16 protein-coding genes are annotated in these 16600 nt (G+C 45.4%); all 16 read right to left on the reverse strand.

All coding sequences use genetic code 11. The annotated features are described in order from the left end of the window. Nucleotides 1-72: 72 nt before the first annotated feature. Nucleotides 73-1347 carry a DUF4349 domain-containing protein gene (locus E4K67_RS21345; protein WP_135550430.1) on the reverse strand — a complete coding sequence of 425 codons (1275 nt, stop codon included), beginning with the start codon at nt 1345-1347 and terminating at the stop codon, nt 73-75. Next, nucleotides 1347-1856 carry an RNA polymerase sigma factor gene (locus tag E4K67_RS21350; protein WP_135550431.1) on the reverse strand — a complete coding sequence of 170 codons (510 nt, stop codon included), beginning with the start codon at nt 1854-1856 and terminating at the stop codon, nt 1347-1349. The genes E4K67_RS21345 and E4K67_RS21350 overlap by 1 nt, the downstream gene beginning before the upstream one ends. Before the next feature lie 412 nt (nt 1857-2268). Beyond that, nucleotides 2269-3693 carry a cardiolipin synthase gene (gene cls / locus E4K67_RS21355; protein ID WP_135550433.1) on the reverse strand — a complete coding sequence of 475 codons (1425 nt, stop codon included), beginning with the start codon at nt 3691-3693 and terminating at the stop codon, nt 2269-2271. Between the two features lie 137 nt (nt 3694-3830). Further along, complete coding sequence (locus E4K67_RS21360) at nt 3831-4940, reverse strand: pyridoxal phosphate-dependent aminotransferase (RefSeq protein WP_135550435.1); 1110 nt, start codon at nt 4938-4940, stop codon at nt 3831-3833. Nucleotides 4941-4944: 4 nt separating this feature from the next. Next, on the reverse strand, nt 4945-5868 hold the full coding sequence (locus E4K67_RS21365; protein WP_243454573.1) for a GHMP family kinase ATP-binding protein: 924 nt from the start codon (nt 5866-5868) through the stop codon (nt 4945-4947). A 51-nt stretch (nt 5869-5919) separates the two neighbouring features. Continuing rightward, the gene (locus E4K67_RS21370) at nt 5920-7314 is read right to left on the reverse strand and encodes a cobyrinic acid a,c-diamide synthase CobB (protein WP_135550439.1); all 1395 of its coding nucleotides are present in this window, start codon (nt 7312-7314) and stop codon (nt 5920-5922) included. Nucleotides 7315-7428: 114 nt separating this feature from the next. Continuing rightward, a complete protein-coding gene (cbiB, locus tag E4K67_RS21375) occupies nt 7429-8400 on the reverse strand; it encodes an adenosylcobinamide-phosphate synthase CbiB (RefSeq protein WP_199242622.1) in 972 nt (323 codons plus the stop codon). After that, nucleotides 8401-9969, reverse strand: coding sequence for a cobyric acid synthase (locus E4K67_RS21380; RefSeq protein WP_135550682.1), 1569 nt, complete (start codon nt 9967-9969; stop codon nt 8401-8403). Between the two features lie 201 nt (nt 9970-10170). Continuing rightward, nucleotides 10171-10809 carry a precorrin-8X methylmutase gene (locus E4K67_RS21385; RefSeq protein WP_135550443.1) on the reverse strand — a complete coding sequence of 213 codons (639 nt, stop codon included), beginning with the start codon at nt 10807-10809 and terminating at the stop codon, nt 10171-10173. Further along, nucleotides 10806-11174: a sirohydrochlorin chelatase gene (locus E4K67_RS21390; protein ID WP_135550445.1), complete on the reverse strand. Its 369-nt coding sequence runs from the start codon at nt 11172-11174 to the stop codon at nt 10806-10808. Before E4K67_RS21390 ends, E4K67_RS21385 begins: the two co-directional genes overlap by 4 nt. After that, nucleotides 11171-11929, reverse strand: coding sequence for a precorrin-6A reductase (gene cobK, locus E4K67_RS21395; RefSeq protein WP_135550447.1), 759 nt, complete (start codon nt 11927-11929; stop codon nt 11171-11173). The genes E4K67_RS21390 and cobK overlap by 4 nt, the downstream gene beginning before the upstream one ends. Then, nucleotides 11926-12615: a precorrin-3B C(17)-methyltransferase gene (gene cobJ, locus E4K67_RS21400; protein WP_243454574.1), complete on the reverse strand. Its 690-nt coding sequence runs from the start codon at nt 12613-12615 to the stop codon at nt 11926-11928. Before cobJ ends, cobK begins: the two co-directional genes overlap by 4 nt. Beyond that, nucleotides 12612-13706, reverse strand: a complete 1095-nt coding sequence (locus tag E4K67_RS21405; protein ID WP_243454575.1) for a cobalt-precorrin 5A hydrolase — start codon at nt 13704-13706, stop codon at nt 12612-12614. The genes cobJ and E4K67_RS21405 overlap by 4 nt, the downstream gene beginning before the upstream one ends. Further along, complete coding sequence (cobM, locus tag E4K67_RS21410; RefSeq protein ID WP_135550451.1) at nt 13703-14491, reverse strand: precorrin-4 C(11)-methyltransferase; 789 nt, start codon at nt 14489-14491, stop codon at nt 13703-13705. The genes E4K67_RS21405 and cobM overlap by 4 nt, the downstream gene beginning before the upstream one ends. Beyond that, a complete protein-coding gene (gene cobI / locus E4K67_RS21415) occupies nt 14472-15209 on the reverse strand; it encodes a precorrin-2 C(20)-methyltransferase (RefSeq protein WP_135550453.1) in 738 nt (245 codons plus the stop codon). Before cobI ends, cobM begins: the two co-directional genes overlap by 20 nt. Then, nucleotides 15206-16459: a precorrin-6y C5,15-methyltransferase (decarboxylating) subunit CbiE gene (gene cbiE, locus E4K67_RS21420; RefSeq protein ID WP_135550455.1), complete on the reverse strand. Its 1254-nt coding sequence runs from the start codon at nt 16457-16459 to the stop codon at nt 15206-15208. The genes cobI and cbiE overlap by 4 nt, the downstream gene beginning before the upstream one ends. Between the last annotated feature and the right edge of the window lie 141 nt (nt 16460-16600).

The following is a 16600-nucleotide window of genomic DNA, read 5'->3' on the forward strand; positions in this document are numbered from 1 at the left end:
GGGGAGGTTTGATGTTAATATAATTGATCCTATAATTAGTATACAGAGATTTTCAGTCACAGTAAAGCATTTCTATGATCTATTTCGTTTTCTCCAGACTTGGTAAGCGACCCATCCCAAAGCACTGATGATTAAATAAGGGAATGCATAACCGATCCCAACCACGAGATAATTAAGGAGATTCCAGGAACTACTTATTGTTTTCAACACGGCATTTTGGGTGGCTTGCCAAGTATTACTCCAGGAGATTGGCTGCCAGGGGTTATTGACATTGAGATTTGGACTTTGGACAGTAACCAGTTGAAGGTTCACTGTGGAGTACTCCACAATATTGTTCCAAAGTTTAAGCTGGCCCTTTAGCTGTTCGATCTGCTGACGAATGTTGCCTAGTGCGTTTTCCACTTTTAGAACGTCTTCAACAGTCTTGGCCTGGTTTAATATTTCGAGGTATCTCTTTTCCTCAGTCTCAAGCGTTTGGAGACGAACTTGGGAATCATAGTATTGATTGGTAATGTCATTGGCTACCATGTGTTGATCCAAGATTTTGCCCCAAGTTGAAAAAGAATCGTGTAACCCCGCAAGCTTATCGGCCGGGATCTTTAGCGTCAGATGAGCGGATGATTGACTATCCGATCCGTTTTGTTGAGATTCAACGACATACCCTCCCAGCTGTTGAATTTCACGGTTAATTAGAGTAACTGAGTCATTGATGTCAACGACTTCGAGTGTTAGGGTTAAATCCTGTGTGATCTTGCGAGGGATTCCGGCATCAGCGGGTGGAACAACCGCTGCGTCAGGTGGGACCGGTAAGGTTTTGCCAAACAAACTCTTAGAAGAAGAGTTAGCTGTATCATCTGTAGTGGAATATTGAGGCGCAGTCGCTAAATCGTTTGATGTCATACCATCGTTAGGAGCATCACGCTTGGACTCACTACCACCTGCCCTCATCGTGTTAGGATCCTGTTGGATTATATTGGATTGGATTGATTTTTCTTGGCTCCCCATACGCGGGAGAACATTATAGGAACCATTCATAACCTCTTGCCCAAGGATCACCAACATCGCTACTACAACGACCGAAATACCTAGTTTCCATTGCCGTGGTCCTAATATAGTACGTAATCGTGTACGCATCCGTTGCATAAACCCGTTCTTGGAGGGTACTGGCAATGTCACACGTTCTTCTGTTGCCATTATATCAAGGGCTTTTTGCTTAATACTTTGCTTGATTTGCTCGTTCCCTTCTGAATCTGACTGGATTGTATGGAAGTATGTTTCCATTCGCTTCAAATCACCATCTTCTTCCCAGAGGGATGTGAGATCCGTCCTTTTCATAAACCTCTTCATCAGCCTCTTCCTCCTTTGCCTGGGTTCCCTTGGTAGATTGATCGGAACCCTTTCTTCGCCCGGTATAAAAGGCTGTCAACTGCCTGTTGACTTGTTCCTAAGATCTCTGCTACTTCTCCAGCACTAAAACCCTCGATCAAGCGGAGCTGAATGACATTAACCTGCTGAGGAGAGAGTTTTGCCAAGGCTTCTCCAACACTTAATAGAGTTGCCCAGGTCTCACTTTGATCGGATTCCTGAGGTAGGGGCCTAGATATCTCTTCTAAATTCATGGCAGGGGCGCGCTTATGAGATCTGTAATAATCGACAATTTGATGGGTTGCAATCTTTAGCGCCCAAGATTTCAGCGCGTTTTTCTTCTCTATATTAGGCAACCCCCGCCAAACTTTCACAATAATTTCGGCGGATACATCTTCCACATCCGCCTTAGGTACGCGGATGGATACAAATCGGTAGATTAAAGGGAAAATTACTTCATAGGTTTTATCAAATGACAAATCGGCTTCCACCTGGTCGTCAGTCTCCTTCCGTCACGCTACTGCACGTTACGTTAACTTAATAATTATATCCTTACTATTCTATAGACGTATACCAGATGCCTTTTCTGATGTTGTTAACTAATATAAAAAAAGATTTTACAATCCAGACTAGGGACTGTTACGAAACTTGAGATTATTTAAGCCGGTGGTGCGTTATCCCAAAAAAGAGGATTGTACACCTTTGAAGTAGTGAACAATCCTCTAAATATATAAGGAATTAACAAATATAGTAGGACTGTAACAAACTGGAAAACATGTTTAGTTACAGCTTGTCTGCTAGTCAAGTCAAAGTTAAATCGCTCTCACTTGCTAGAAGTGGGAGTCTCACGATTAGATGAAGTGTCTGAACTATTAAATATTAATAAGAGATAAAAAATAGTATTCATAAAACAGGCGAGAACAAGCGGGCACAACTTTCTTTGAGTCGGGCAGAGACAGGGCGGGCTTGAAAGGTTTGAAGAACGAGTTCAATACTGTCGTGTAAGTCCTGCTCAAAATCTACTTTTAGCCTTTCAACTAAGGCCCGGTCATAGACAAAGGCACAGAGCTCAAAATCAAGTAAATAACCTCGATGATCCATATTAGCAGATCCTACTGAAGCTAGCTCATCATCGATGAAGAATACTTTAGCGTGAAAGATCCCTTTCATATATTGAAAAATTTTCACACCCGCTTGCAGTAATTCTTCGAAATAGGAATACATTGCAAAATATGTTAGTTTGTGTTCTGGGATCCCTTGCACAACAAGGCGCACGTCTAAACCGCTAAGCGCTGCAGTTTTGAGGGCCATAATCAGGCTTTCATCTGGAATAAAGTATGGGGTTTCGATGGAGACACTGTGTTTAGCCATTGTAATCGCGTTGAAAAACCCGTGCCAAATTGACGTCCAGTTTGAATCAGGCCCTCCACCAACAATTTGAATTGGTTGTATCTGCGAAATGTTATTTTGCGGGAAATAACGCGCATCAGTATACTCTTGACGAGTCACAAAATACCAATCGTTCAGAAAAATGGCTTGAAGAGTTTGGACGGCTTCCCCTTCAATTTTTATATGAGTATCTCGCCAAAAACCAAGTTTAGAGTCGCGAGACAGGTATTCATCTCCAATATTTAGCCCCCCCATAAAGCCAATACATCCATCCACTACAACGATTTTACGGTGGTAGCGCATGTTAAGCCTGGAGGTTATATAAGGAAAACGAATCGGGAAAAACCATTCGACCTGAATCCCTGCTTGACGCATGCTTCTTATAAATCCGCTTGAAGTCGATATACTTCCTATTCCGTCAATAAGGACCCGAACTTCCACCCCTTCATCAACTTTGCGTGCTAAAATCTTAAAAACGTCTCCTCCTATTTCATCATCATTAAAGATAAAATAGCTAAGGTGTATGTGATTGCTAGCTCCTTCTAAAGCGTTGAATAAGACTTGGAATTTCTCTCCTCCATTTAAAAGGGTTTCAACTCGATTGTAAAGAGTTAGTGGGGCAAAGCCACTTTTCATTAGAAGGCTAACAAGCTTATGATGAGAATCAAAGTGTTGAGGCAACAGGGCGCTATGATCGTAGTCAATTTGCTGTCGCAGCGTTTTAGCTAATCGATTATCGGGAATATGTTTATTACGAAATAAGTCTCGATGTGTCTTCTGACCAAAGATTATAAAAATGATACATCCCAAGATTGGCAGAATTCCAAGAATACAGATCCAAGCGATAGTCTCTGCTGGTCCTCTGTTTTCTAAGAGTATCACTACTCCAATCAGAACTACCTGAAGAATGCTTATTGATAGCAGAATAAACCATATCATAATATCACCGCCCTAAACTACTGATTAAGTAATCCTATCTAATAATGAGAGTTAGTAACATAGTTTTATTGATAGAATACTTTCTCTAGTATGCACGGCTACAGCTTATTTTAGCTTAAAAAAAGAGGAGCAATTTATTACTCCTCTTTCAAATAGTATGCTTTTAAACCCTCAATAAGCCGCTGCATGGCGAGGACATCTTTGATCGCTACCCGAATAAAGTCCCCAGGAAGACCTGTAAAGTTGGCACAATCACGAACAAGAATCCCTTGCTCTCCCAAATGTTGAATCAATTCTCTGGAGGTGTGATTTAAAACCTCGATCAAAGCAAAATTTACAGTGGTTGGCCAAAGTCGTAAATGTAAGAAACCACATTGAGTAAATTCTCGGTAAAATACTGACCTGCTCTCCCCTAACTTTTCCCGAACAACTTCTGGAAACTTCGAATCCTCTAGTGAAGTAATCCCGGCATGCTGGGCAAGCACATTAACGGACCAAGGATCGCGGTATTGATCGAATTTAGCCAGTAAAGACGGATGCGCAAAAACTGTGCCTAAACGCAAACCTGGTAAACTGTAGAATTTTGTCAACGAGTACAAGACAAGGAGGTGTTCGTTGGTTTTAAGATAAGTGCGAGAGGACTGGCGTAACTCGTCCGGTAGGAAATCAAGGAAAGATTCATCGAAAAGAATACGACATCCTAACTCTTTCGTTAGACGAAGAATTCGTTCAAACATATCTTTATCGAGTAGACTCCCCGTCGGATTATGGGGGGAACAGAGAAAGAGTAAATCACACCCATTAAGGTATTCCCGCCACAGTTGGTCAAAAGAATTCTCGTCACTGGAGCTATTTCTGCATCCACTGAATTTATCCCAGCCCTCCGGGCCTAAGGGGATATAGCTCACTTCAGATCCAACAGAGCGTGCAGCCCGTTCGTATTCACTAAACGTGGGGATGGGGATGACTACTTTTTTAGGTTTTAACGCTTGCACAATTGTGAATATCAAATCCCCTGCTCCGTTACCCACCATTATCGAGTCAATCGGTATTCCAAGATGGTTGGAAAGTGTTTTTCTTAACACTCGGCTTTCAGGATCGGGATAATTAACAATATCGACCATTCCTTCTTGCAAGGACTTCCAAACCCCCTGTGGCGGTCCAAAAGGATTAATGTTGGCAGAAAGGTCAATAAATGAATCCAAACCATATAATTCTTGAGCTTTGCGGAGATTTCCACCGTGCATAGTTTCACCCCGTATTTTCAGTTTTTTCCTTCTTTGGTACCACAATTCCACCAGAATGACTGTTGAAGATATCAAGGTACGCTGGGGTAAACTGTTGATTTACCTCAAGTCTCAAGTTCTTGCGAATCTCGGAACTGGGAAAGTCATCAATTGGAAATACTCCAGCCAACAGTGTTCCACTATGAGCTGTAACAACACCGAGCCCTCCTTTTTGAAGCACCCAGCTTAAGAAGGGCTCAAATTGCGATTTCATATTAATATCTAAATTACAGCGTGCACTGATCGTTCCGGCGACAGCTAATTTTTCCAAGTCAGTTTGTTCTATGCCTTCACGGGCTAAGGTATAAGCCCTTGTAATTTCGGCTTCATTAAATCGATAATGCTCCGCTAATCCCGGCCTGGCATTAAAGACTTTTGTATCGATTGCTCCACCCCAATCTAAGGCGAGAAACAGGGCGGGGACAGCGGGCCCCAGTACGCGGTGGTTGTGTCTATGCACATGTTCAATCTCCGTGATTCCAGGGAACATCACACTATCGCTCGGTTCAATTCGCAATGCAAAATGTGCCAAGCGATCAGGAACGGGAGCTTCTCCTAGGGCAATCAAAGCGGCAGCAACTACGGCAGTAATGTCGGCCGTTGAGCTAGCCATCCCTTTACCCTCCGGAAGCTGCTGTAAAAATTCTACTTTACCGCTTAACGCAGGCAGACCGAGGTCCTCTTTAAGCAATTCCAAGACCTGTAAGGATTTTAATTTACCAAGAGGAAGATCCCAGCCCGTGGCATGCATATTCAAGGCCACTTTGGCCTCGGAAAAACGATCAATGGGACAATCAAGGAGAAATGGGATTCCTTTTCGAGCCCCTTGTACCCATTCTCCACACGTCCCTGGACAGCGGGCCAACCCGATAGCGAAATCCATTAGCATTCAATCCCCCTACGGTTGTTAACCCAATTATCAGTATATCTTAACATCTTATCATACCCCAATTTTTCTAGAACACGAAGCAAACCAGTGCTCAAGTAAACCAGATTGTCCAGAAAAATGAAGATGAAGATATGAGGCGACGATATTATCCCGGGCATATCCCTCCATACGGTCAGGGAGGTCTCCTCTGAACAATTCATAGGCCGGCGGGAACTCGTGATCATAGGTCACCCGTGAATAATGAAACTCATGCCCTTGAACCGTTGTTCCACGGGGGCCTAAGAACGTATCTTCGCGAAGGACCCCTTTTCGATACCCAATACCTTGTAAGCGTCTTGTCATTTCTGCTTTCATGGGAATGAGACCTGCAAGTGGGACTTCTCTTCCTTCAAAATCCGTTATGGACCGTCCAAGGTACATGTATCCTCCACATTCGGCATACAGAGGTTTGCCGCTCGCAGCGTATGATCGAAGAGAATCAAGGAAAGCAATGTTCTCGCTCAAACGGTCTAAATGAAGCTCTGGAAACCCCCCGCCAATGAAGATACCATCAAGGTCCGGTGGAAGTGCAGCGTCGTGTAAAGGGCTAAACGGTACAATCTCAAAATTCAAACGTTTTGCGAGGTCTAAAGCATCCTTGTAGTAAAAAAGGAAGGCCTCATCTAATGCCAAGCCTAAGCGAAATTGAGGCTTCTGAGCCATCAAATCACCTTCAGTATTAACGATAGCATTTGGTTTTACAAAAATAGACTCATCGAGATCTGGTGCACCTAACATAATGCGTTCGACTTGCTCTAAATCGACGTGTTTAGTTACAAGCTCTGATAGTGTCTCAATAAAGCCCTCTAATAATCCACTCTCCCCCACCGGAACCAATCCTAAATGCCGTTCAGGAAGATGCAGTGCGGCTTCTTTCGGGAGCACCCCGAGGACAGGAATCTGCAAATCATTCAGGGACTCTCTAAGTATTTTTTCTTGGGCAGTCGATTTAACGCGGTTAAGGATAACTCCTTGAAGGCTTACATTAGGGTCATATGTATTAAATCCGTGAACTAAGGCCGCCACGCTGCGGGACATCGAGGAGGCATCGACAATGAGAATAATGGGAGCTTGAAGGAGTTTTGCCAGATCAGCTGTACTTCCAAAACCCGCTGTTCCACTCATACCATCAAACAAGCCCATTACTCCCTCAATCACCGCCCAAGAATTCTCAGCGCTTTGAGCAAAGACGGAAGGGAGATGATCACCGAGAAGCCAACGGTCAAGATTGCGGGAAGGTCTACCCGTTGCTGCCGCATGATAACTAGGATCGATGTAATCCGGCCCAACCTTGTACCCTTGAATCGGGCGTTCGCGCTTTTTCAAGGCCGCCATTAGACCCGTAGCAAGGGTCGTTTTTCCTACTCCGCTATGCGTTCCCGCTAGAACAATCCGTGGAATCTTCATGCTATATCTCCTTTCCAATTCGTGGTTCATCGTTCGTATTTTCGTAGTTCGCATATTCGTGATTCAAAGTTCACGAAGTGTATATTCCATTCGCGCCTCGTACTTCGAGCCTCGCTAAATTAAGTAAGCTATTATAAGAGCGGGTAAAAGAGATAACCAAGTCGCCGTACGTACCAAATGACGACATCGCACAATGTCTAAGGCGTTCACGGGATGAAGAACATCCCCCATCTCTGCGCGATGATGAGGCTTCCCATGATAAATATTAATGCCCCCTAGCTGAACGCCTAATAACCCAGCAACAATACTTTCAGGATTACCGCCGTTTGGACTAGGGTGACCGGAGGCATCACGTCTCCATATTCGATAAGCCTGACGGACCGGCATCCGCCTCAACCAGCCTGCTAAAAGTAAGAGGAAGACCGATAACCGTGCGGGTACATAATTAGCCCAATCGTCCGTCCGGGCAGAGAACCAACCAAACTCCTCATACCGATCGTTTCGGTAACCGACCATCGAATCCAATGTGCTAATTGCTTTGAAAGCCATTGCCAGCGGAGCACCACCTAAAGCTGCATATAAAAGTGGCGAAAGAATCCCATCGACAAAGTTTTCTGCGAGAGTTTCGATGGTTCCCCTTACAATTTCTGCTTCTGTCAGATTATCTGTGTCTCGGCTAACCAACCACGAAAGCCGTAGCCGTGCCTCGCTTAAATCACAGTGTTGGAGAGGAAGCAAAACACTCTGTCCGGCATCTAACAGGGATTTACCAGCTAAAGAAGTGAAAACAAAATAGACACTCACACCAAGGCCCAATAAAGGGTGAAGTACATTCGCTCCCAAAACTACGACCCACGTGAGCAGATATGTTCCCCCTACCACTAGGAAGGTTAGCAGGACTCCATTTCGGCGGCGTGCCTCTGGACCCCCCTGATTTAAATGATGTTCTAAAAAGCTAATGACCCTTCCAATACCCACCACGGGGTGGGGCCAGCGACGGGGATCTCCAAGCAGCTGGTCGAGAAGAAAGCCAATAAGGACAACAACCAGCGGAATAACTGAAATCATTGTAAGCGTATACATCATTTAAATTACCCGGTTCTTCCCTTCGAGGGAATCGTTTAAACCCTTCGCATCCTTGGACATCGCTTCTGAGTCTAACCCCATTATCGCGCGAACCCGTTCAATATCGACACTTTGACGCACTAAATCTGCTAACTCATTAAACGCCGATTCACGAAGTGCTGCCTGTGAAAGTGACATTTCAACTGGCCTAACACGATCTCTGCGCTGCCAAAGCCATCCCAACAGTGAAGTCCGTAAACCGTCATTATCAAAAATTCCATGTAAGTATGTTCCATAAGCGTTGCCCGCCTGCAAACCATCCGTGTAGGATTCTCCATTGGAAGTCAAGATGAAAAGAGGCGACTGTCCTTCGTCCAGCGTGGATCTCCCCATATGGATTTCATAGCCTGCGACGTTTTCTCCTACACATGCTTTAAAAAAGCCATGCTCTGAAATAATCGTACCCTTACATTGAACGGTGTGTTTATGCGGTTCAAACTCCGTTACCATAGGCAGAATATCAAGACCTCTCATCTCTTCAAACTCTGACTCTGTATGGAGCGGATCCATCACTGTGCGCCCCATCATCTGGTACCCTCCGCACACCCCAATTATTGGAACCTCTTGCTTGCAAAGGTCTTGAATTTGAGCACTTAAACCGCTCTCATGAAGAAAACGCAAATCGGCCAGGGTATTTTTACTGCCTGGAAGTATCAAAAGATCCGGTTTTCCGAGATTCGCAGCCTCAGAGACATAGCGCAACGAGACATCCGTTTCATCCAGAAGTGCATCAAAATCCGTAAAATTAGAGATATACGGAAATCGAACCACCGCAATGTCCAATTGTTCGGCGGAGGCAACGGAGGGTTTCTCCATAGCCTCATTGAGGGCAACGGAATCTTCATCTGGAATGCGTATCTTAAAATAGGGGACAACTCCAAGCACGGGGATGCCTGTTCTCTCTTCCATAAAGTCTAAGGCTGGCTGAAGAAGCGCAAGTTCGCCTCGGAACTTATTAAAGATAATTCCTTTGATCATAGCTCGTTCCTCGGGTTCTACTAACTCCAAGGTCCCCACAACAGCAGCCAAAGCCCCACCGCGGTCAATGTCTGCCACCAACAGAACAGGTGAATTGGCCTCCATTGCCACCCGCATATTGACAATGTCATTCGATTTAAGATTAACCTCTGCGGGGCTTCCAGCCCCTTCAATCACGACGACCTCAAAGTCATCAAGCAACCCATGAAGGGCATCCTTCACATAGGGCCAAGTCATTCGTTGATATTCTCCGTGATAACGCAAGGCAGTCACATTCCCCTGAGACTTGCCCATAATGACGACTTGGGACCCAGTTGGACCACTTGGTTTAAGCAAAATTGGGTTCATGCGCACTTCAGGTTCAACTCCAGCAGCTTGCGCCTGAACCACTTGGGCTCTTCCCATCTCCCCACCTGTTGTCGTTACAAAAGAGTTAAGAGCCATATTCTGCGCCTTAAAAGGACTCACTAGGTACCCTTCTTGGTAAAATATTCTACAAAACGCAGCAGCGAGCACACTTTTTCCGACACTTGACGAGGTTCCCTGGATCATGAGTCTTGCAGCTACTTTGTTATTAGAAGACAATCAGGCTACCCCCTTTCCCAAAAGTAATACTTTTCTACGCCCCCTACTCGACATTCCTGATTCATGGATGTTCATGGTTCATGGTTCATGGTTCGCTGTTCGTAGTTCGCTATTCAGAACTATGAACTAGGAACTACGAACTACGAATTACGAATTACGAACTACGAATTAGTGGGCAAGTTGCTTTAAGGCAGTATAAATTAACGCATTGACTACCGTCGCGGCGAGAGGGCTTCCTCCTCGCGTTCCAAGTACCGTAATCGAAGGGATGGACTGACGCTCCCACAGTATGTCCTTTGACTCTTTAGCTCCGACAAAACCAACTGGTATACCGATAATCAGGGCCGGACATGTTTCTGGATTCTCGGCTAAACGTAAGACTTCGAGTAGTGCCGTTGGCGCATTGCCAATTGCTACGATTGAGCCACGCAGACTCTCCGGATGCATACGGAAAGCTGTCATTGAGCGTGTGATTCCCCATTCCTTGGCTTGTTCAGCAACTCCTGGGGCATTAAGAAAGCTTTGTACTGATCCACCTAACGATTTAAGTTTCTCTTTAGAAATGCCGGCGCGAACCATCTCTACATCTGTAATGACGTTTGCACCCTCCTTCAGCGCCTTGAGTCCACAAGCTATCGCTCGAGGATGAATCGCTATGACTTGTTCAAGTGAAGGATCTCCACAGGTATGAATTAATCGTTCAACGACTGGAAATTCATCCTCTGACCAAGGTCGTGTTATGCCAGCCCGAATAATGCGCATACTTTCAGTCTCTATTTGTCCCGGATTTAAAATAAAATCGATCATTCGTTCACTGCTCCTCTGATGCGTTGAGCGGCCAGATTTGCGATGCCGTCATCTGCTCCCAGTTCTTTAGTAAATACGATCTCTACGTTCGGATGTTGTTCGCGAATTTCACGCAATTCTTCATGGATATCTACTGTCACGTGAATTCCTCGAAACAGAAAGAGAGGCATCACGACAATATGCAAGGCGCCTTCCGAAATTTTCGCCTGTACCGCTTCTGGAAGGCTGGGGTGGTCATGAGCCATATAAGCTGGCGTAACTGTTTGCCCCATGATAAGACTTACCTTTTTAGCGACCTCTAAAAGTCCTTGGTTTGCTTCTGCACGGCGGCTACCGTGACCTAGAATAATGATTTCTGACTTCATTGTATCTCCTCCAAATGTTTAATAAACTGAGCTAGTGAACTTTCTTGCGCCTCAGTAACGGGTCGTTTTAGGATAACTAATGGAATATTTAAGCGGTGACAGGCCTGTACCTTTTCAAGGGTTCCTCCAACTTTGCCACTCTCTTTAGTTACCACGACATCAATCCTTAATTGCTTAAACATCGCTTCGTCCCACTCTTGGGAAAAAGGACCTTGAGCGGCGATGATTTGATTCGGTTTGAACCCTAAGAGTTCACAGCGCGCCAACACCTCGGAAGTTGGAAGGACGCGAACATATAGTCTTTTGTCTTGCAAAGCAGATTGAGATACCCACTCAGGCAAGGCATTGCTTCCGGTAGTGAGCAGAATTCGATGCCCAAGCTTTGCAGCTCTTACGGCCGCATTTGGAATGTTTTCTGCCCAATGAATCAAGGGATTTTCCTCTAGCTCTAACGATGATCGCTGCCAACACATATAGGGGATTGCTCGTTCTTCGCAGACCTTTTTTGCAATTTCTTTAACTCGTACTGCGTAGGGGTGAGTTGCATCCACAATAGCAGCAAACCCTCCGCCCTCTACTAGGTCTATGAGAGCCTGAGCATCCATTGCGCCAGAACGTACTTGGAGACCTTGCTCTTGAGCTAAATCCGCACCATAGGAGGTCACAGTCGAAACTAAAATATCATGACCGCGTCTCATAAGGGCATCCGCTAGTTCTCGACCATCCTCCGTGCCGGCCAAGACTAAAAGCTTCACAGCATATATCCTCGAGGGGTAACCATATAAGGTCCTAGCATACGGGTTTGAGAGTTCCCGATAATAACGGTGGTCAGCATGTCTATGGGATGATTCGTGAAATCAGCAAGTGTGGTAATTTGCACACTGGACTCATCGCCCCGTAAGGCCTCCCTGACCAAGCCAACAGGGGTTTCGGGACTCCTGTAGCGCAGAAGGATCTCGCGAGTTGTCTCAATATGCTGCGTACGTCCTTTGCTTTTCGGGTTATATATAGCCAGGATGAAATCCCCTTCAGCGGCTAGTCGCACGCGTTTCTCAATGACTTCCCAAGGGGTTAAGAGATCGCTTAAGCTTATGACAGCAAAGTCATGCATCAACGGTGCCCCTAGCATAGAAGCTGCCGCGCTAGCCGCCGTAACTCCCGGAATGATCTCTAGGGGAAGGTCCAGAAGACCTTCTTGATCAAGACACTCAATAAGAATACCAGCCATACCGTAAACTCCAGCATCTCCACTACTAATAACGGCAACACTGTGTCCCTCGGCGGCTAAACGTATGGCCTCTCGGCAACGGTCAATTTCTTGACGCATCCCAGTAGCAACAATTTGCTGATGAGTTATTAAGGGGCGAATAAGGTCAATGTAAGTTTTATAACCAACGATGAATTCGACTTCATTTAAGACTGACTGAACACGTGCGGTCATATGGTCAGGGTCTCCTGGTCCGATGCCCACGATAAAGAGTTTTCCACGCTGATCGCTACTGTGACTCCCCGACCCTTGAATTTCGGTAGAATTAGCCGTCCCTTTTGAGTTCCCAGTAAGCTCGCTGCTTCGCATACCCCGTCCACTCCTATCTTTTCGTTCACAAAGTTTGATCGACTTAACTGTTCTTTTTCTATGACCGCTTGAAGTTTAACAGCTGGAAAGGTTCGAAACGGGACTCGCAGGTATTTAGCCGCTTCGATCAGACCAACTTCATCCTGTTTAAGATCAACACTATAGATTCCTGACACGGCCTTAAGGGATGCCCCAATCTGCCCAACAGCCGAGATAATACCCTCCAGAACTGCCTCAGTAGAAATTCCCCTCCGGCAGCCAACCCCAATACTCAAGATGGGTGGAATTAAATATAGGAGATCATCTTTAATCGTTAGATCCAGAAAAGGACTTATAATCAGATTGGCTTTCTCTTTATCCTTATTTGACAAGAACTGATAGTGCTCGTCTTTCAGCCATGCCTCATCAGGGTTCAATAGGTAACTGGTCCATATTTTGAGACTACCTTGTTCTAAAAGTAAGCGGTTGACCGCTGGTAAATGGTCCAGGGGTTCAACTTTCCAACCATATCGTCGAGCGTATTCATCTGGGGCCACTAAGCCCCGAACATCTGTAGCTGTCGTAATCACCGCTTGAGCCCCTATCTGAGAAGCAAGATGATTTGCCCAAGTGTTTGCGCCACCCAAATGCCCGGAAAGTAAAGGAATGATGAACTTTCCCGCTTCATCTAAAACAAGTACTGCCGGATCTCGATCTTTTCCTTCAATAAGGGAAGCAATTTGGCGTACTACGATTCCAGTAGCCATGACAAAAATGAGTACAGAATACTCCTCCCATAGTTCCGGAACGATTTCTCTCAAGCGCCGAAACACACTCCCCTGATTCTCACTTTGAGCAAGTGCTTTCTCATGAATAAAGAGATTCCATTCAACCGTATCCGGAAGGCTCTCGATAATACGATGCGCTGTGACTAACCCTCGATCCGTCAAGGTAAGAAGTGCTATTCTCGCGTTCACGGTTTTGAGCCTTGCCGATATTCATGAGTAAAGGTTGGATCGTAAAGTTTTGAACGGGCATACCCATTGGCCGGATCCAAAAAATCTCCGACGAGGATTTGTGCCTGTTTGCGGATTCCTGCCAATTTAACCTTTTCGACAATGGTTTCTAAAGTTCCCTGGAGAATCTCTTCATCCGGCCAACTCGCTTTAGCAATGACAGCTATCGGAGTGGAGGCTGGGTAACCACCTTCCACCAAGGCATCTACAACAGATTGCATATCTTGGACACTTAAGAAAATCGCCATGCTTGCTTGGTGTTTCGCCAATTTGGCAAGTGCTTCTCGCTCTGGAACTGGAGTCCGGCCAGCTAAGCGGGTGAGAATCAAGGTTTGGCTAATATCGGGTAAAGTGAATTCACGTTTAATCGCTGCGGCGGCTGCAAACACTGAACTGACTCCTGGAATCACGGAATAGCGTATAGCTTGCTGGTCTAAGTGGTCGAATTGTTCCTTAATCGCCCCGTACATACTGGGGTCTCCCGTATGGAGACGAACAATCGTTTCCCCGTGGCTTGTCCCCTCATACATCAAAGAGATTACTTCTTCGAGCGTAAGGTGAGCACTGTCATGAACAGGTGTTCCTTGGCGGCATAGTCCGAGTAACTCCGGGTTGACTAAAGAACCAGCATAAATCACTCGGTCTGCTCTCTCCAGCGCACGAACACCTTTGACCGTGATAAGTTCAGGATCCCCTGGACCAGCTCCGACGAAGATTACTTCGCCGTTAGTTTTTTTCTGGCTCACTGTTTTCCCTCCCCAACAAATCTTTTTTAACGAGTAATAAACTTAGATAATCGATTTTATCAGATGTGAATTCCTCTGGTTTAGGTTCCCAGCGGATTTTTTCTCCAGCTTGACCGAGGCGAGTTAACAAAACCGCTTTTCTCTCGTGCTCTTCGAGCAAGGTCAAAATTTCAGGAAGTCTTCGGGAGACCTTCATTAAGACTAAGTTGGGAAAGTTTAGGAACTCCCCAACATCTTCAGTACTCGGCAAGATAAGGAGGGGTTCGTCCCCGGTGGCAAGTGGCAAGTTAATCCTAGCTGCCGCTGCTGACATAGCCATAATCCCAGGGACTGTTACGATATACTCCTGTGGTAATTCCTCTTGAAGAATGTTAAGTAAGTAACTGTACGTACTGTATAAGGAAGGATCACCAAGTGTGATGAAAGCAACGGATTTGCCCTGTTTCAGTTCGGCCAGCAAGATTTGTGCTCCATCTTGCCAAGCCTTTGCTAAAACCTGCTGATCCGACGTCATAGGCATTTCAAGTTCGACGAGGCGAACATTGGCTGGACAATGGATTTTGGCTATATCCCAGGCCACACTTTCTCGATCAAGCTTAGATTTCGGGATGGCAACCAGATCGACCGATTGTAAAACGTCGACAGCTTGTAATGTCAGGAGACGAGGATCACCAGGACCGACTCCTACTCCATAGAATTTTCCCCATGTTATGTTCATAACGTTTCCCCTTTTCGTGCTGATATTATAAAGATTGGATTCAAAGCTTGTGCCATATGAAGGGATTGTACAGCTTTCCAACGAACCGCTTGAATAGAAACAGTATCAATAGCTTGATAGTTAAGGTCTGCGAGCAGTTGCAACCCTTGAGCCACAGTTTCGATCGTCACTGCCGTGATTACGATTCGTCCACCATCAACAAGGGGGACTGTTGCTAAGATTTCAGCTAAACGTCCATTACTCCCCCCAATTATACAGACATCAACTTGGGGAAGCTCTCCGAAAACATCTGGTGCAGCTCCAGGAATCAGGTGAAGATTTGGAACACCGAACTTAAGCTGATTAGCAAGAATCAGTTCCTGCGCCTCTGGATTATGTTCAATCGCATAAACTACACCTTCAGACGCGAGACCTGCGGCTTCAATACTAATGCTTCCAGTACCGGCTCCAATATCTACGACACAGTCGTACTTTGAAATTTGGGCTTTAGCAAGAACCTGCACACGGATTTCCGCCTTGGTCATGGGAACTTTTCCCCTCAGAAACTCTTCGTCTGGAATCCCAATCCTACATCCGGTACTTTGCTTAGGGGATTGCTGGCCATCGTGAGTAGTTTTTTGTATGGTATCCTGCTCAATTGCAGGATAAAGGATAACAATAGCATTCTTTAACAAGGTCTTTTCCTGAGCCAAATGTTCTGCATCCATGGTTGCCCATAATTCCTCGGGGTACGCAAGGGCATTCCCAATCGATATACGCAGATTATGTCCGCGGTCCAGGTAGAATTGAGCTATTTTCTGAGGAGTATTTTCTCCACCAGTTAGAACCGCTGTAGGGCGAGTTATACGCGTTGGTAGTATGGATAACTGTCGACCATGGACACTCAGAAAGATTGCCTCCTGCCAAGGGAGTCCCGCTCTTGCAAAAGCAAATTGAAGAGAACTAAGCCCAGGATAAACGTCGATTCTCTCCTCCGGAAATTCTTTCTTAAGCCTGGGTAAAAAACTGAAAAATCCAGGATCGCCAGAGACAAGAATCCCGATAATTTTTTCCTCCAGAAGTGCATTTTTGATCACTTCAATACTGCTAGACAAGTCGCCAGATAGAGAATACTGACGTCCTCCAAAATCAGGAAAGAGTTTAAGAGCCCTAGACCCGCCTATTAAAATTTCGCAGTTCTTTACAAGTTCGATGATTGCCGGTGGCAACCATTCCGGCCGCCCAGGGCCGATACCGATCACCTGTAACATAAAAAACCTTCTTCCCTGGTTTTTCTTAAGTCTTAAAGAAATGAACCTTTAGCTTATAGGTGAATAATGAATAAAAAGGAATAAAAAATACGAACCAGAGCGGCTCGTATGGTTTACCCTAAATAAACACACACATCGCCT

Origin of the sequence: Desulfosporosinus fructosivorans (genome assembly GCF_004766045.1) — a bacterium.
Lineage (GTDB): Bacteria > Bacillota > Desulfitobacteriia > Desulfitobacteriales > Desulfitobacteriaceae > Desulfosporosinus > Desulfosporosinus fructosivorans.